This window comes from Ruegeria sp. C8 (assembly GCF_056537565.1).
This window is the reverse complement of the sequence record NZ_JBQFRV010000016.1, coordinates 34,776-49,485: the sequence shown is the minus strand read 5'-3', so window position 1 is coordinate 49,485 and position 14,710 is coordinate 34,776. Positions and strand designations below refer to the sequence as shown.

19 protein-coding genes and 1 riboswitch are annotated in these 14,710 nt (G+C 59.6%); of the genes, 8 read left to right on the top strand and 11 right to left on the bottom strand.

What is annotated here, in order from left to right:
* Positions 1-3: 3 nt before the first annotated feature.
* The 5 genes from ACR0KL_RS18460 to ACR0KL_RS18440 form a co-directional block, all read right to left on the bottom strand.
* Positions 4-870, bottom strand: a complete 867-nt coding sequence (locus tag ACR0KL_RS18460; protein ID WP_170679625.1) for a polyprenyl synthetase family protein — start codon at positions 868-870, stop codon at positions 4-6.
* The gene (locus ACR0KL_RS18455; protein ID WP_120634800.1) at positions 871-1,113 is read right to left on the bottom strand and encodes an exodeoxyribonuclease VII small subunit; all 243 of its coding nucleotides are present in this window, start codon (positions 1,111-1,113) and stop codon (positions 871-873) included.
* Positions 1,110-2,036 carry a histone deacetylase family protein gene (locus tag ACR0KL_RS18450; protein ID WP_170679623.1) on the bottom strand — a complete coding sequence of 309 codons (927 nt, stop codon included), beginning with the start codon at positions 2,034-2,036 and terminating at the stop codon, positions 1,110-1,112. Before ACR0KL_RS18450 ends, ACR0KL_RS18455 begins: the two co-directional genes overlap by 4 nt.
* Before the next feature lie 69 nt (positions 2,037-2,105).
* The gene (locus ACR0KL_RS18445) at positions 2,106-2,807 is read right to left on the bottom strand and encodes a response regulator (protein WP_170379735.1); all 702 of its coding nucleotides are present in this window, start codon (positions 2,805-2,807) and stop codon (positions 2,106-2,108) included.
* Positions 2,804-3,316 carry a MarR family transcriptional regulator gene (locus ACR0KL_RS18440; protein ID WP_170459388.1) on the bottom strand — a complete coding sequence of 171 codons (513 nt, stop codon included), beginning with the start codon at positions 3,314-3,316 and terminating at the stop codon, positions 2,804-2,806. Before ACR0KL_RS18440 ends, ACR0KL_RS18445 begins: the two co-directional genes overlap by 4 nt.
* Positions 3,317-3,475: 159 nt before the next feature.
* On the opposite strand from ACR0KL_RS18440, the gene ACR0KL_RS18435 reads away from it, so the two are divergent.
* The 4 genes from ACR0KL_RS18435 (at position 3,476) to ACR0KL_RS18420 (ending at position 6,321) form a co-directional block, all read left to right on the top strand.
* Entirely contained in the window at positions 3,476-4,342 is an 867-nt protein-coding gene (locus ACR0KL_RS18435; RefSeq protein ID WP_170679620.1) for a branched-chain amino acid aminotransferase, read from the top strand.
* 111 nt (positions 4,343-4,453) lie between these two features.
* Positions 4,454-5,404 (top strand): AraC family transcriptional regulator, encoded by a 951-nt coding sequence (locus ACR0KL_RS18430; protein WP_170494359.1) that lies wholly within the window; start codon positions 4,454-4,456, stop codon positions 5,402-5,404.
* A 111-nt stretch (positions 5,405-5,515) separates the two neighbouring features.
* On the top strand, positions 5,516-5,881 hold the full coding sequence (locus ACR0KL_RS18425; protein ID WP_170459394.1) for an SPW repeat domain-containing protein: 366 nt from the start codon (positions 5,516-5,518) through the stop codon (positions 5,879-5,881).
* 251 nt (positions 5,882-6,132) lie between these two features.
* Positions 6,133-6,321 (top strand): hypothetical protein, encoded by a 189-nt coding sequence (locus ACR0KL_RS18420; protein WP_170555244.1) that lies wholly within the window; start codon positions 6,133-6,135, stop codon positions 6,319-6,321.
* On the opposite strand, the gene cobO is transcribed toward ACR0KL_RS18420, so the two are convergent.
* The 5 genes from cobO to ACR0KL_RS18395 all read right to left on the bottom strand — a co-directional run bounded on the left by cobO (position 6,315) and on the right by ACR0KL_RS18395 (position 10,286).
* Positions 6,315-6,914 carry a cob(I)yrinic acid a,c-diamide adenosyltransferase gene (gene cobO / locus ACR0KL_RS18415; RefSeq protein WP_480777365.1) on the bottom strand — a complete coding sequence of 200 codons (600 nt, stop codon included), beginning with the start codon at positions 6,912-6,914 and terminating at the stop codon, positions 6,315-6,317. The genes ACR0KL_RS18420 and cobO overlap by 7 nt on opposite strands.
* Positions 6,915-6,970: 56 nt before the next feature.
* Complete coding sequence (locus ACR0KL_RS18410; protein WP_480777364.1) at positions 6,971-7,906, bottom strand: DMT family transporter; 936 nt, start codon at positions 7,904-7,906, stop codon at positions 6,971-6,973.
* Between the two features lie 54 nt (positions 7,907-7,960).
* Complete coding sequence (locus ACR0KL_RS18405; RefSeq protein WP_480777363.1) at positions 7,961-8,623, bottom strand: HD domain-containing protein; 663 nt, start codon at positions 8,621-8,623, stop codon at positions 7,961-7,963.
* Positions 8,607-9,707, bottom strand: coding sequence for a chorismate synthase (aroC, locus tag ACR0KL_RS18400; protein ID WP_170679610.1), 1,101 nt, complete (start codon positions 9,705-9,707; stop codon positions 8,607-8,609). Before aroC ends, ACR0KL_RS18405 begins: the two co-directional genes overlap by 17 nt.
* A 141-nt stretch (positions 9,708-9,848) precedes the next feature.
* Positions 9,849-10,286 (bottom strand): 6,7-dimethyl-8-ribityllumazine synthase, encoded by a 438-nt coding sequence (locus ACR0KL_RS18395; protein ID WP_170679608.1) that lies wholly within the window; start codon positions 10,284-10,286, stop codon positions 9,849-9,851.
* 75 nt (positions 10,287-10,361) lie between these two features.
* Positions 10,362-10,516: riboswitch (FMN riboswitch) on the bottom strand.
* A gap of 54 nt (positions 10,517-10,570) precedes the next feature.
* Here ACR0KL_RS18395 and ACR0KL_RS18390 point away from each other — a divergent pair.
* Together ACR0KL_RS18390 and ACR0KL_RS18385 are read left to right on the top strand one after the other, a co-directional pair.
* Positions 10,571-11,200 carry an FMN-binding negative transcriptional regulator gene (locus ACR0KL_RS18390; RefSeq protein ID WP_170679606.1) on the top strand — a complete coding sequence of 210 codons (630 nt, stop codon included), beginning with the start codon at positions 10,571-10,573 and terminating at the stop codon, positions 11,198-11,200.
* 56 nt (positions 11,201-11,256) lie between these two features.
* Complete coding sequence (locus ACR0KL_RS18385) at positions 11,257-11,865, top strand: glutathione S-transferase (RefSeq protein WP_170679605.1); 609 nt, start codon at positions 11,257-11,259, stop codon at positions 11,863-11,865.
* Between the two features lie 3 nt (positions 11,866-11,868).
* Here the strand turns inward: ACR0KL_RS18385 and ACR0KL_RS18380 are convergent, their stop codons facing one another.
* The gene (locus tag ACR0KL_RS18380) at positions 11,869-12,312 is read right to left on the bottom strand and encodes a cytochrome c family protein (RefSeq protein WP_170679603.1); all 444 of its coding nucleotides are present in this window, start codon (positions 12,310-12,312) and stop codon (positions 11,869-11,871) included.
* 461 nt (positions 12,313-12,773) lie between these two features.
* Here ACR0KL_RS18380 and petA point away from each other — a divergent pair, with 461 nt between their 5' ends.
* Positions 12,774-13,358, top strand: coding sequence for a ubiquinol-cytochrome c reductase iron-sulfur subunit (gene petA, locus ACR0KL_RS18375; protein WP_170379708.1), 585 nt, complete (start codon positions 12,774-12,776; stop codon positions 13,356-13,358).
* Positions 13,359-13,372: 14 nt separating this feature from the next.
* Positions 13,373-14,704 carry a cytochrome b gene (gene petB / locus ACR0KL_RS18370; protein WP_170379706.1) on the top strand — a complete coding sequence of 444 codons (1,332 nt, stop codon included), beginning with the start codon at positions 13,373-13,375 and terminating at the stop codon, positions 14,702-14,704.
* Positions 14,705-14,710 lie beyond the last annotated feature (6 nt).

Here is a 14,710-nt window from a genome sequence, read left to right as displayed (position 1 = left end):
GGCTTAGCTGTCCCGGGCAATAACGAAGCGAGCAGCGTCCTTCAAGGTTTCAGCCTTGGCCCCGTACCCATCCAGCGCGGCGCAGGCTTCGCCCACCAGCTCTGCTGCACGGGCCTTGGCTGCATCCATTCCCAGAAGCGAAACAAAGGTTGCCTTGCCCGCATCTGCATCTTTTTGCAGCCGTTTTCCGGCCTTTTCGGCATCGCCCTCGATATCCAAGATGTCATCGGCGATTTGAAAAGCAAGCCCAAGGGCTTGGGCATATTGGCGCAACGGGGTCGGATTAGCCTGCGCCAACCGAGCGCCCGCACAGGCGGACCATTCGATCAACGCCCCCGTCTTGCCTGCTTGCAGCCGCGTGATGTCGTCCAGCGACAGAGGGGCAGAGGCCGTTTCAGCCGCAATATCCAGTGCCTGACCCAGAATCATGCCCTGCGCCCCACTTGCCTTGGCCAGAGTCATCGCCAGTTCGGCGCGAATCTCGGGCTTGCCGACGTCAGCCCGCGTGCAAAGCTCAAAGGCCAGGGTCTGCAAGGCATCCCCGGCCAGAACAGCAGTGCCTTCGTCCCACTTCACGTGAACCGTCGGGCGCCCGCGCCGCAGGTCATCGTCATCCATACAGGGCAGGTCATCATGGACGAGGGAATAAGCGTGCAACGCCTCAATCGCGGTCGCGGGCCAGATCGCCTGCGTGGCACTAACGCCATGCAAGCGCGCGCTTTCCAGAACCAGAAACCCCCGCAGACGCTTTCCGCCTTCGGTGGCGTAGGCCATGGCCCGCGTCACATCAAGATCGTCAAGTTCCCCCAGAACCAGATCAAAATGGCTCTGAACCCGCGCCGCATCCTGCGCCAGCCTGTCGCGAAACATTTACTGACCTTCGACTGGAGTCGTCCCGGTTGGCTGCCCGTTGGCGTCCAGCGTAATCGCGGCGACTTTTTCCTCAGCGCGCTTTAACTCATCTTCGCAGCGCTTTTTCAAAGCCGCGCCGCGTTCATAGAGCGCAATCGACTGATCCAGCGCCACGTCACCGCGTTCCAATTGGCCGACTACGGCCTCAAGCTCTTTCATCGCCTGTTCAAACGTCATCTGCTCAACGGGGGTATCGGTCATCGTGCTGCCTTCATCAGTTCTTCCACATGGGCGCGTGTCGCCTCGGCCAATGCGTTCAGATCATACCCGCCTTCGAGAGTCGAGACGATACGGCCCTCACAAACCTCGTCGGCGATCTTGCACAGCTCAGACGTGATCCAGGCGAAGTCGCCCGTGGACCAGTTGAGATTGGCCAGTGGATCGTCCTGATGGGCATCAAACCCGGCCGAGATAATGATCAGTTCGGGCTTGAAGGCTCTCAGGCGCGGGAAGGCCTGCGACTCATAGGCTGCGCGCATCTCAGCCCCACCGCTTGCAGGTGGCAGGGGTATGTTCAGAACCGTGTCGTAAGCCCCGGTTTCATCGGGTCGACCGGAGCCTGGCCATAAGGGCATCTGCTGGCTGGTGATCACAAGCGCGCGTTTCTCGTCCCATAACAGGTCTTGCGTGCCATTGCCGTGGTGTACATCGAAATCCACCACCGCAACACGGGCCAGCCCGTGATGATCCAGCGCATGTTTCGCACCCAAAGCTGCATTGCCGAACAGGCAAAATCCCATCGCCTTGTCGGTTTCTGCGTGATGACCCGGCGGGCGAATGGCGCAGAATGCGTTCGGGACTTCGCCGGACAGCACCAGATCCACCGCCCGAACAACGGCCCCAGCGCCCCGATACGCGGCATCGACCGAGCCTGGAGACATAAACGTATCGCCATCAATCTGCGCAAACCCTTCGGCAGGCCGCGTGGCCCGAATATCGCGGATATAGTCCTCAGGGTGAACCCGCAGCAAATCGTCATCCGCCACCATCGGAGCGGTCCTGCAGTCCAGGTCCAATGCCTCCAGCGCATGTAGTATATGCTCTAGCCGCGCCACCCGCTCAGGATGGCCATCGGGGGTGACATGGCCCAGACAATCTGCATGGGTCAACAAGGCCGTCTTCATCGGGATCCCCTCTTCATCTGGCTAAAAATATCCTCGCCGAAGGCACAAAATTGCCGCGCAGCGGCCCGGTCAATCCGGTGCCAACATATACCCTGCTCCGCGCACGGTTTGCAGGTATCGTGGCTGCTTGGGGTCCTGTTCGATCTTGCGGCGCAACCGCGTGATCTGCACGTCGACGGCCCGCTCCTGCGCCTGCCCCTTGTCGCGTCCCAGATCCTCAACCAGTTTTGCCCGGCTGATCGGCTCCCCCGGTTTGGCCGAGAAGATCTTCATCAACTGGCTTTCGGTTGCGGTCAGACGCACCGGGTCCTCCCCCTGCCACATCTCACCACGCTCGATATCATAGCGGATCGGGCCAAGGGTCAGGATTTTCGCTGCCGCATCCTGAGCAGGAGCTTCGGGCATCCGCCGCAGAATGGCGTTGATGCGAAGCAACAGCTCTTTCGGCTCAAACGGTTTGGCCAGATAGTCATCGGCCCCGGCCTCAAGCCCAGCGATCCGATGCTCGGTCTCGCCGCGCGCCGTCAGGAGAAGGATCGGAGTGCTGTGGGTCTCGCGCAGCGCTTTGGTCAGGCTCACGCCATCCTCGCCGGGCATCATCACATCCAGAACGATCATGTCGAAGTCCAGCCCGGACAGTACACGCCGCGCATGCGCCGCGTCCCGCGCCGCGGTCACCAGAAACCCGTTCCGCATCAGAAACTTCTTCAGCAGGTCGCGAATGCGTTCGTCATCATCGACGATCAGCAGGTGGGCATCCATATCGCTCATGAGGTCGTATCCCGCAACTTCTTGTAAGCATGACGCATATCAGCATCCATCATTGCTTCAAGTACTTTGCGAAAACCAGCCACGGCCTCGGGCCCCGCATCCTTGTAAGCGGCCCGCATCCGCGCGCGCTGGGCGTCTGACAATGTCGCCTCAAGCGCGCGGCCTTTTTCCGTCAGAAACAGATGCCGCTCGCGCTTGTCGACGGTCCCAACCCGGCTTTCGACCATGCCGTCCTCGATCAGGGTCCGCAGCACCCGGTTCAGGGATTGTTTCGTCACACCCAGAATGGCCAGCAGGTTGTTGACCGTCGTGCCGGGGGCGCGGTTGATGAAGTGGATCGCCCGGTGATGCGCCCGCCCATAAGACATGTCCGACAGGATTCGATCCGGATCTGCCGTGAACCCCCGATAAGCAAAAAACATCGCCTCAATCCCCTGCCGCAACTGCTCATCAGTCAGGAATAACAGGCTTTCACCCCCATAAATCGGGGCGGGGCGGATTTCGGACATATCATGCCTCATGCGTTACTCGATCTGCAGTTTAAGTCAGCCTTATTGACATTCCAAGGGCAGACAGGTATCGAATCGCAGTTTTTGCGCAAGATTGTGTCCGCTCCGGCCCTAACTAGCGCAACATTCGCAAATTCAACCCGGTTCAGGAGGTTTCGCATGGCGGGGTATGATGATCGTGATGGTACCATCTGGTTGGATGGCAAGCTGGTCCCATGGCGCGAGGCAAATGTCCACATCCTGACACATGCGATGCACTATGCCTCGTCCGTGTTCGAAGGCGAGCGCGCGTACAACGGCAAGATCTTCAAAAGCCGGGAACATTCCGAACGTCTGATCGCCTCGGCCGAGGCACTGGACATGCCGATGCCCTACGATGTGGATCAGATCGAGGCCGCCAAGGAAGAGGCCCTGAAAGCCAGCGGCCTGAAGGACGCCTATGTCCGCGCGCTGGTCTGGCGTGGTTCGGGCGAGGATATGGGCGTGGCATCGGCCAAGAACCCCGTGCGGATGGCTGTCGCCGTCTGGCCGTGGGGGGCCTACTACGGCGACGCCAAGATGCAAGGTGCCAAGCTGGACATCGCCGAATGGAAACGCCCCAGCCCTGAGACAATTCCGGTTCACGCCAAGGCGGCGGGCCTCTACATGATCTGCACCATCTCCAAGCACAAGGCCGAGGCTAAGGGCTGCTCGGATGCGCTGTTCATGGATTGGCGCGGCTATGTGGCCGAGGCCACCGGGGCCAACGTCTTCTTCGTCAAGGATGGTGAGGTCCACACTCCGCTGGCGGATTGCTTCCTGAACGGTATCACCCGTCAGACCGTCATCCAGATGCTGAAAGACAAGGGCATCACAGTGCATGAACGCCGCATCAAGCCCGAGGAAATGGCTGATTTCGAACAATGCTGGCTGACCGGAACGGCGGCCGAGGTTACTCCGGTCGGGCAGATTGGCGACTACACCTTTGAAGTGGGCGACCTGACCCGCGAAATCGCAGAAGACTACGAGAAACTCGTCCGCTCCTGATAAGAACTGAAACCCCTGCTTCGGCGGGGGTTTTTGTTGCAGATCGTGCAGAGTGTCTTGCAGATCGTTCAACAGCATGGACCTTGACGTGCTGCGCTGTATCTTTGTCCTATGTTGGACCTACTCAGCGATATCCTCACCCGCCTATCCCTGCGCGGCACGTTCTATTTCCGAACCTCCTTCACCCCGCCTTTCGGGATTCAAGTGCCCGGCTTTGAAAACGTGGCCCGGTTTCATTTCGTCCAGCGCGGAGAGCTAAAGGTCCACATCCCGGCAACTGGCGAGACCGTGCGTCTGAAACAGGGTGACCTGATCGTAATCCCGCATGGCGCGCAACATGCGCTGTTGTGCAACGAGGTCAGGCCGTTTGACGCTCTGCCGTTAGAGCAAGTCCTCGACATCGCGGGCTATACCGGTGACGGCGTTCTAGTCTATGGCGGCGGGGACGAAGAACGCGATACCCAACTGATCTGCGGACATTTTTCGTTCACAGGACCGGCTGGCCGGAATGGCACTGGTCATATGCTGATCGACCGGCTGCCGCCCTACATACTGATCCAGAACTATGGAGAAGAGGCGGGATCGTGGATCGAGGCCACCCTGCGCATGATCGGCTCAGAAGTGTCCGGCGCGCGGATTGGCGGCGACCTGATTGCCCTGAAACTGTCCGAAGTGCTGTTTGCGCAGGCGATCCGGGCCTATTTGGAACATCAAAGCCCCGACGATGACGCCCTGGCCGGATTTGCAGACCCGCGGATCTCGCGCGCTTTGACCGCGTTCCACCAAGCCCCCGCGCAAGAGTGGAGCGTGGCCAGCCTTGCCAATGAGGCCGCGATGTCGCGCACGGCCTTCGCTCAGCTCTTTGCCGAGAAGATGGGAACCACCCCGATGCAATATCTGACGGACTGGAGGATGCAGATCGCCTGCCACGGTCTGACCGAGGGGCGTTGGAACGTGGCCGACGCCGCAGCCGAGGCCGGATATGCGTCTGAGGCGGCGTTTTCGCGGGTGTTCAAGAAACAGGTCGGAGTGTCCCCCGCCGCTTATCGCGAGATGCACTGATCCACCGACACTTCTGAACGATCTGCAATGTTTTGCAAACGATCTGGGCTGCTGCGTTCCCAATGCAGGTCCTATTCTTGATCTGTCTCTGATTGAGGAAAGGAAATCCAGATGTCCCTCCGTTTTGTCACCCGCAATATTCACGCTTATCTCGACTATCCCGTTGCCATTGCGCTGATGGTGCTGCCCTTTGTTCTGGGGCTGGGCCAATCCAACCCGCTGGCGCTTTGGCTGTCCGTTGTTACCGGTGTTGCCGCTTTCGTCCTGACGGTACTCACCGACCATCACCTGGGGATTTGGCGGGTGTTGCCTTACAAGCTGCATCTGGCCGTGGATCTGGCCGTTGGCGTGACCTTCCTGTTGGCCCCCAGCTTGCTCGGCTTTTCGGGAATCGACGCGCTGTTCTACTGGCTGAACGGGGCCGCTGTAGTCGCTGTGATCTCGCTCAGCGCGCCGGAACAGACCGCAGCGGCCTGAATCCTGTCTATCCCTCACTGCTCAAAGCCGCGCCATTTTGCGCGGCTTTTCCCTTTTTAGGGTCTGTTTTACCGGGCAAAGCAGGCTCGCTATCTTGCCCAGTCGTTTTCCCTTGCAAAAACCGACAAAAACAGTCAGAAAAAATCAACGCCAGATGAACCGATCAAGCACATGGTTCCGGGGCGGTCTGTGGGCTCAGCAAGTTCAGTCGTGATGGCCTGCCACCGTTCCGGGAACGACCGAGGGCACCGATGCGTACCAGATTTGAAGAGCTGCTATCCGACCCGTGTTGCGCGTCCTGCGATTGCGACGCGCTGGCCTCGGATGTCGAGGCATATCTGGATCGCAAAACCTGCGACGCAGAAAAATGTCGAGAGCTGAGTCAACAGCCCTCGGACGACGTTGTCAGAGAAACACCCAAAAGGGCGCGCGATCAGTAGTCCACGCCGCGCTGGGCTTTGATCCCGGCTTGGAACGGGTGCTTTTCTTCGGTCATCTCAGTGACCAGATCGGCATAGTCCCGCAGTTCTTGCGGGGCATCACGGCCGGTCAGGAATGCGCTGGTCTTGTCGGAACGGCCATTCAGCCCCTCAATCACACGCTCAACTGACAGGTATTCGTAGCGCAGCGCGATGTTGATCTCATCCAGTACGACCAGATCGTAGTCCCCGCTGGCCATCAGGACGCAGGCCTTGTCGAACGCGGCGGTTGCGGCGGCGATGTCGCGGTCTCGATCCTGAGTGTCCCAGGTGAAGCCTTCGCCCATCGTGTGCCACGTCACCAGATCGCGTTCTTCGAAAAAGCGCCGCTCGCCGGTTTTCCATTTTCCCTTGATGAACTGAACAACGGCAACCTTTTGGCCCCAACCAAGCGCACGGATCACCACTCCAAAAGCGGCCGAGGATTTACCCTTGCCCTTGCCGGTATTGATCAGCACCAGGCCGCGGTCAGGGTCGACCGCTTCGGACACTTTCTTGCGGTGCTTGGCCTGCACTTCTTGCATCTTTTCCTTGTGGTCTTGTGCGTCACTCATGCGGAGCCCTCATTGATTGTTGCGCTCAAACTAAGCGAAGTTGGCGAAAGGTAAAGTCACGGTTTGTGGTCGGTCAGAGACCGCGCCTTGCCGCGCTCCAACCCCAGCTGATGTTCGCGCCAAACCACGACCACATTGCCCGCGATCACCAGTGCCGCACCCAGCAAGATCGTCAGCGTCGGCAGCTCATCGAACCAGAAATAGCTGATCGCAATGGCGAACAGCATGGTGGTGTAGTCATAAGGCGCCAGCATCGATGCCTGACTAAACCGATAGGACGAGGTCACAAGGATCTGCGCAACCCCACCGATAAGACCCACAACGACCAATAACAGAGCCTGATCCAGTGTCGGCATGGTCCAACCCCAAAACACGGTCAGCGATGACAGGAGCGTCGCCGTGATCGAGAAATAGAACACGATGGCGGCGGGGTGGTCGACCTTGACCAATTGCCGGATATGGATTTGCACAAAAGCCCGCGCGATGGTTGCCGCCAGAACGCAAAGGGCGCCAATCGTTGCCGCCACCTCCATCTCGGTGCTGCCGAGCCGGGGCCAGAGCATGATCAGAACCCCCACCAGCCCCAGCATCACCGCACCGATGCGGATCATGCGAATGCGCTCACCCAACAGCAATGCGGCCAGGACGAGGGTGAAAATCGGGGTCGCGTAGCCAATGGCGGTGACCTCGGGCAAAGGCAGTAGGCTGAGGCCGGTAAAGGTCAGACCCATTGCGCTGGTGCCCAGAACACCGCGCCAGAAATGGCCCATGGGTTTCTTGACGACAAAACCCTGCGACAGCTCTCCGCGCCAGATCAGCCAGGCGATAATGACGGGAATCGCCAGAAGAGACCGGAAAAAGACCAGCTCACCCGGTGGAAAATCTTCGGACAACGCTTTGACCAAGGCCGACATCAAGGTGAACAGCATCAAGGCAGTCAATTTCAGGCCCACAGCAAGAGCGGGGCGGTGCGATGTCAAGGAGTGTGCCATTGGCCGGGAACCTGCGCTTTTGGCGCGGAAAGATCAACGACGGGATTGTACCAATCAGGGGGTTTCCCATGGCGCGGGCAAGGGGTGGCCGATTTCATCCGCGAAGGCCCTGAGGAATTCGAGCATCTGTGCCCGGCGTTTTAGTGCCAGAGCATGGCCCGCCTCGGTCAGCATATCGTCGGGCAGGCTCAGCAGCTTTACTTTCCAGTGGTCGATCGAGAAATTCAGGTCGTCCAGATCGCGCGCCTTGGCAAATGGATCCTCGGGGTCGTAGAGATCCCGGCCCAACGCACCCGCGACCGCAAAAGTGCGCGCAATACCGATGGCCCCCAGTGCATCAAGCCGGTCCGCATCTCGCAGGATGCGGGCTTCGGATGTGCGGGGCGGGATGTTGGCCGAGAAGCTGTGGGCCTCGATCGCGTGTTGGGTGGCTTGGATCTGCGCGTCAGAAAAGCTCAATTCTCGCAGAATAGGCTCTGATTCCTGCGCGGATTGGCGTGAGGCCAAGTGGCGGTTCGGGTCGTTCTTTGGCAGGTTGATCAGATCATGCAGGTAACTGGCGGCCAGCAGTACTGCCATGTCCGCCTTATCGTCTGCAATCGCTTGCGCGTTTCGCCAGACACGGTCCAGATGGGCCAGATCATGGGCAGGATCGGTTTGCATAAGCTGCGCGACGATGCCGCGCAGACGCGTGCGCAGATCAGCCGATATATCCACGGTTCTCGCCAATCTGGCCACGATGCAGCAGCAGGTGGTCCAGGATCACACAGGCCATCATCGCCTCGCCGACCGGAACCGCGCGGATGCCGACACAGGGGTCGTGGCGGCCTTTGGTGATGATCTCGGTTTCCTCACCAGATTTGGTGATCGTCTTGCGCGTGGTCAGAATTGACGAGGTCGGTTTGACCGCAAAGCGCACCACAATGTCCTGTCCGGTCGAGATGCCACCCAGAATGCCGCCCGCATGGTTCGAGCTGTACTGAGGGCCGTTCTGGCCCATGAAGATCTCATCCGCGTTGGCCTCACCGGTCAGTTCGGCGGCGGCCATGCCTTCGCCGATCTCGACGCCTTTGACGGCGTTGATCGACATCATCGCGGCGGCGAGATCAGTATCTAACTTGGCGTAAATCGGTGCGCCAAGCCCGGCGGGGACGCCGCGCGCGACGACTTCGACGATCGCACCGACCGAGTTTCCGGACTTGCGCAGGTCATCCAGATAGGCGGCCCAATCCTCGGCGGCCTGGGCGTCAGGCGTCCAGAAGGGGTTCTGTTCGATCTGCGACCAGTCAAAATTGGCGTGGTCGAATTTGTGCGGGCCGATCTGGGTCATGTAGCCGGTGATCTGCACATTGGGCGCGATCTGTTTGATTGCTTCGCGCGCCAGCCCTCCGGCCGCGACGCGCGACGCGGTTTCACGGGCCGAGCTGCGCCCTCCGCCGCGATAGTCGCGGATGCCGTATTTCTGCCAGTAGGTGATATCGGCATGTCCCGGGCGGAACTTTTCCATGATATCACCGTAGTCTTTCGAGCGCTGGTCGGTGTTTTCGATCATCAGCTGAACGGGCGTGCCGGTGGTCTGGCCTTCGAACACGCCGGACAGGATTTTGACCTGATCAGGTTCGCGCCGCTGGGTGGTGAACTTGTTCTGCCCCGGTTTGCGCTTGTCCAGCCAGTGCTGGATCATCGCCTCGTCGATTTGCACGCCGGGGGGGCAGCCGTCGACCGTCGCGCCCAAAGCGGGCCCGTGGCTTTCGCCCCAGGTGGTGACGCGGAAGAGGTGTCCAAAGCTGTTCATCGACATGGGGCGGGCTCCTTTACGGGGTTGTGATTAGCGGGGAGAGCCTTTGGCCTCAAGTGGATTTGCGTTTGAAATGGGGAGAGGGGGCTCTGCCCCCGCCGCGCAAGCGCGCCTCCCCCGAGGTATTTTCAAACAGAAGAAGGATCAGGCTGCCTTGATCGCCTGGCGGGTTTTCGTGATGTTGAGGGCGGCGTTGGCGGCCTCACGCCCTTTTTGCACGAAGTGGTCGCGGTAGATGGCGTTGTGGTGGTCGGTTTCCTGATATTGGTGTGGAGTGAGCGAGACCGACAGGACCGGGACGCCTGTGTCGAGGCTTGCGCGCATCAGGCCATCAACCACGGCCTGGGCCACGAAATCGTGACGGTAGATGCCTCCATCAACCACGAAGGCAGCGCAGGCGACGGCTGCGTATTGACCGGTTTGGGCCAAATCACGCGCGATCAGGGGCATTTCAAACGCGCCGGGGACGTCGAGCACGTCAACCTGATCGGCTGGGATGAGCTCCAGAAACCCCTCAAGCGCGCGATCGACGATATCGGAATGCCAGTTGGCTTTGATAAAAGCATAGCGGGTGTGTGTCATCATGATCTCCTTAGCAAAACAGACACTTCACCCAAGGCGATCACGAGCAGACACGCCGAATCATCGACGCGTCTGGCACGTTCTCTTTCATCCGGACTTTAACCGTCGGCTCTGGCATCTCACCAGATCTGCTGACACCTTTCCGTAAACACGGTGAGGCCGCTCGCGGGCTTACGGATCATCGCCCGCATACCGCCGGTGGGGAATTTCACCCCGCCCTGAGAACGAGGCGGACCTTGCATAGATTGGGCCTCCTCTGCAAGAGATTTGGCAGGAGGAGTCTCATGCACCCGAATCCCGCCTTTCGCGCTGAGGAGATCAGCCGACATATCGCCTTTGCCTGCGACCGCGGTTTTGGCGTTTTGGCCGTGTCGACGGATGCTGCGCCAATGATCAGCCACGTGCCGTTTCTGCTGTCCGAAGATGGCTCGTTAGCTGAGCTACATCTTGTCCGGTCGAATCCGATTGTTCGGTTGCTGAAGGCACCGCAGGCGGCGCGGATCGCGGTTTCTGGTCCGGACAGCTATGTCTCGCCCGATTGGTATGAGGTGAGCGATCAGGTGCCGACATGGAACTATGTCGCCGTTCATCTGATCGGCGTTCTGGAATTGCGCCCGGCGGATGAGATGCGAGACCTGTTGGACCGACAGTCGGCGTTTTTCGAAGAAAGGCTGCGCCCGAAGCTGCCGTGGCACAGCAGCAAGATGGACGACGACGCGCTGGAGCGGATGATGCGGATGATTCTGCCCTGCCGGATGCGGGTTGAGGATATTCAGGGCACGTGGAAGCTGAACCAGAACAAACCTGACGACGTTCGGATGCGGGCGGCGGAGCAGGTCGGGAGTTTTGGAATCGGCTCGGAGGTGCAGGCCCTACAGGCGTTGATGCGCGCTGTGGAGCCCTCAGGCAAATGACGGCTTTTGTTTTCTGCACCCTGCTGTAAGGTCGGCCCAAACAAAGGAGTGCGCGCATGAAACTCTATCACAGTCTGACTTCGCCCTATGTCCGTAAGGTCATGGTTTTGTTGCATGAAACAGAGCAGCTAGAGGATGTTGAGTTGGAAACGGTGGCGGGTACGCCAGTGGCTCCAGCCGCGCCCTTGATCGGCAAGGCCCCTTTGACCAAGGTTCCCGCGCTGGAGCGGCCTGACGGCCCGACCCTGTTCGACAGTCGCGTGATCTGCGCCTTTCTGGATGACCGCGCCGGGGGGCGGTTTTATCCCGAGGGTGCGCGGCGCTGGGATGTTCTGACGCTTGAGGCGCTGGCAGATGGCATTTTGGATGCGGCGCTGCTGATGACCTATGAAAGCCGACTGCGTCCCGAAGACAAACAATGGGATGAATGGGTCGACTCGCAATGGGTCAAGGTCGAACGCGCTTGTGCCGTCCTGAATCAGCGTTGGATGGCGCATCTGTCGGGTCCGCTGGACATGGGACTGGTGGCCGTGGGCTGTGCGCTGGGTTATCTGGATCTGCGCCACGACGCGCGGGGCTGGCGCAAGGGCAATGATGCCCTCGCAACCTGGTTTACCGAGTTTGACGCGCGTCCGAGCATGGTCGCCACGCGCCCTGTTACGTAAACCTTACTGGCTGAATGTCGCCAGATAGGCGGCGATGTCGTCCGCGCCTTTCTTGAGCTTCACGCTCATATTCGGACGGGCGGTATCGTCCTGAAGAAACTCCTTGATAAACCCGATCGGGTCCTCGGAGTATGCGGCGATGTTTTCCTCGGTCCATACCAGACCTGCGTCACCAGCGCGGATCATGTCGTCGGTGAACATGCCGATGGGTAGGCGTTCGCTGCCATAGCGATAGTCGTTCTCGGATCCGGCGGTGCGGCCCACAACCCCGTATAGGTTGGGGCCTGTGATGCCGCCTTTGACCAGAACCTCGCCATCCTTGATGATCGCGTGGCAGGCCGAGCAGCGGTTGTAGAGTTTTTCGCCTTTGGCGGGGTCTCCGGCCGCGGTGGCTTGGGTCGAAATAGAAATCGTTAACAGAACGGCGGCCAAGTGGGTCTTTGACATGGGGGTCTCCTGATCGGCGTTCGCGCGAAACCGGGCATCAGGTATTCGCGCAATAAGTGCAACAGGAAACAGGCCCGTTCGGCGCGCGAAAAATCGTCTATTTCAGGCATATGATTTGTTGGTCAACAAACCCGGTTTCGTATGTCGGATTTTTCAGGTTTTCGCGCCAATGCGACCCGCTTGTGTTGTCGGCCCAGGTTCGCTGGTCCCGGTCAGATTGGGGTCACAGGGCGCGAATCAAGCGGGGCTGATTCGACGCTTCGTTGAAACATGAGGGCGAGAAACATCAAAAAGACTGCCCCGCGCGATGATAAATTACGCAGATGCGGCGTATTGCGCATTCAACACCGCTGGACGAATACTATTCTGCTCGGTAGAGAATTCCGCTAAGACCCGGCATCCGTGCCGGGTTCCAGCTATTGGCCCGTTCGCACGGGCGCTAGACAATCGGAGAAAACCTCGTGTCCCACGTAGAAGACCACGAAGGCACCCGCAGAGATTTCCTGTACTACGTCGCGGGCGGCGCAGGGGTCGTAGCGACCGGTGCTGCGGTATGGCCTATGATCAATCAGATGAACCCGTCGGCGGATGTGCAGGCTCTGTCCTCGATCCGTACGGATGTAAGCGGGGTTGAGCCGGGTACACAGCTGACGGTCAAGTGGCTGGGTAAACCGGTCTTCATCCGTCACCGCACCGGCGCTGAAATCGCCGAAGCGCAGCAGCAGGACGAAGAAGCGGTAGGTAACCTGCCAGACCCGCTGGCCCGGAACTTCAACATCAACGCAGATGCACCCGCGACCGACGCCAACCGCGTCATGCCATCGCCCGAAGGCGAGGCAGAGGGCGCGTGGATCGTTCAGATGGGCGTTTGTACCCACCTGGGCTGCGTGCCTCTGGGTGATGCAGGCGACTTTGGCGGCTGGTTCTGCCCCTGCCACGGCTCGCACTACGATCTGGCAGGCCGGATCCGTAAAGGCCCCGCGCCTGAGAACCTGCCGATCCCACCGGTCGAGTGGGTCGACGCTTCAACCATTAAACTCGGCTAAGGGAGACCCAACTAATGTCCGGCATTCCCCACGATCACTACGAGCCGAAGTCAAACGGCGAAAAGTGGCTGCACAGCCGCCTTCCCATTGTCGGCCTGATGTACGACACCCTGATGATCCCCACGCCCAAGAACCTGAACTGGATGTGGATCTGGGGCATCGTTCTGGCCTTCTGCCTGGTGCTGCAAATCGTCACCGGCATCATGCTGGTTATGCACTACACGCCGCATGTCGATCTGGCCTTTGCCAGCGTCGAACACATCATGCGTAACGTGAATGGCGGTTACTTCATCCGCTACCTGCACATGAACGGCGCATCGCTGTTCTTTGTCGCGGTCTACATTCACATGTTCCGTGGTCTCTACTACGGCTCATACAAGGCCCCGCGTGAGATCACGTGGATCATCGGTATGCTGATCTACCTGATGATGATGGGCACCGCCTTCATGGGCTACGTTCTGCCCTGGGGCCAGATGTCCTTCTGGGGTGCGACCGTGATCACCGGCCTGTTTGGCGCGATCCCGTTTGTGGGTGATGCGTTGCAGACATGGCTGCTGGGTGGACCCGCAGTGGATAACGCCACGCTGAACCGCTTCTTCTCGCTGCACTATCTGCTGCCGTTCATCATTGCGGCGCTGGTTATTGTGCATATCTGGGCCTTCCACACCACCGGCAACAACAACCCTACGGGTGTTGAAGTGCGTCGCGGCTCAAAGGCCGAGGCTGAGAAAGACACGCTGCCCTTCTGGCCGTATTTCGTGATCAAGGATCTGTTCGCTCTGGCGGTCATCCTGGTCGTGTTCTGGGCCATCGTTGGCTTCATGCCGAACTATCTGGGTCACCCCGATAACTATATCGAAGCCAACCCGCTTGTGACGCCTGCACATATCGTGCCCGAATGGTACTTCTTGCCGTTCTATGCGATCCTGCGCGCCTTCACCGGCGAGGTCTGGGTTGTTCAGTTCGCCAGCTTCATCACCGGCGGCATCATTGATGCGAAATTCTTCGGTGTTCTGGCGATGTTCGGTGCGATCCTAGCCATGGCACTGGCGCCTTGGCTGGACACCTCGACTGTGCGTTCGGGTCGGTATCGTCCGATGTTCAAATGGTGGTTCTACCTGCTGATCATCGACTTCTTTGCCCTGATGTGGCTGGGTGCGATGCCTGCGGAAGAGCCCTATGCGACATTCTCGCTGATCGCCTCTGCGTACTGGTTTGCGTACTTCCTCGTAATCCTGCCGCTGCTTGGCGTGATCGAGAAACCTCTGGCTCCGCCTGAGACCATCGAAGAAGACTTCAACGCGCATTATGGCAAGGCTGACGCCGACGCCACGCCGGCCGAGTAAGAAGAG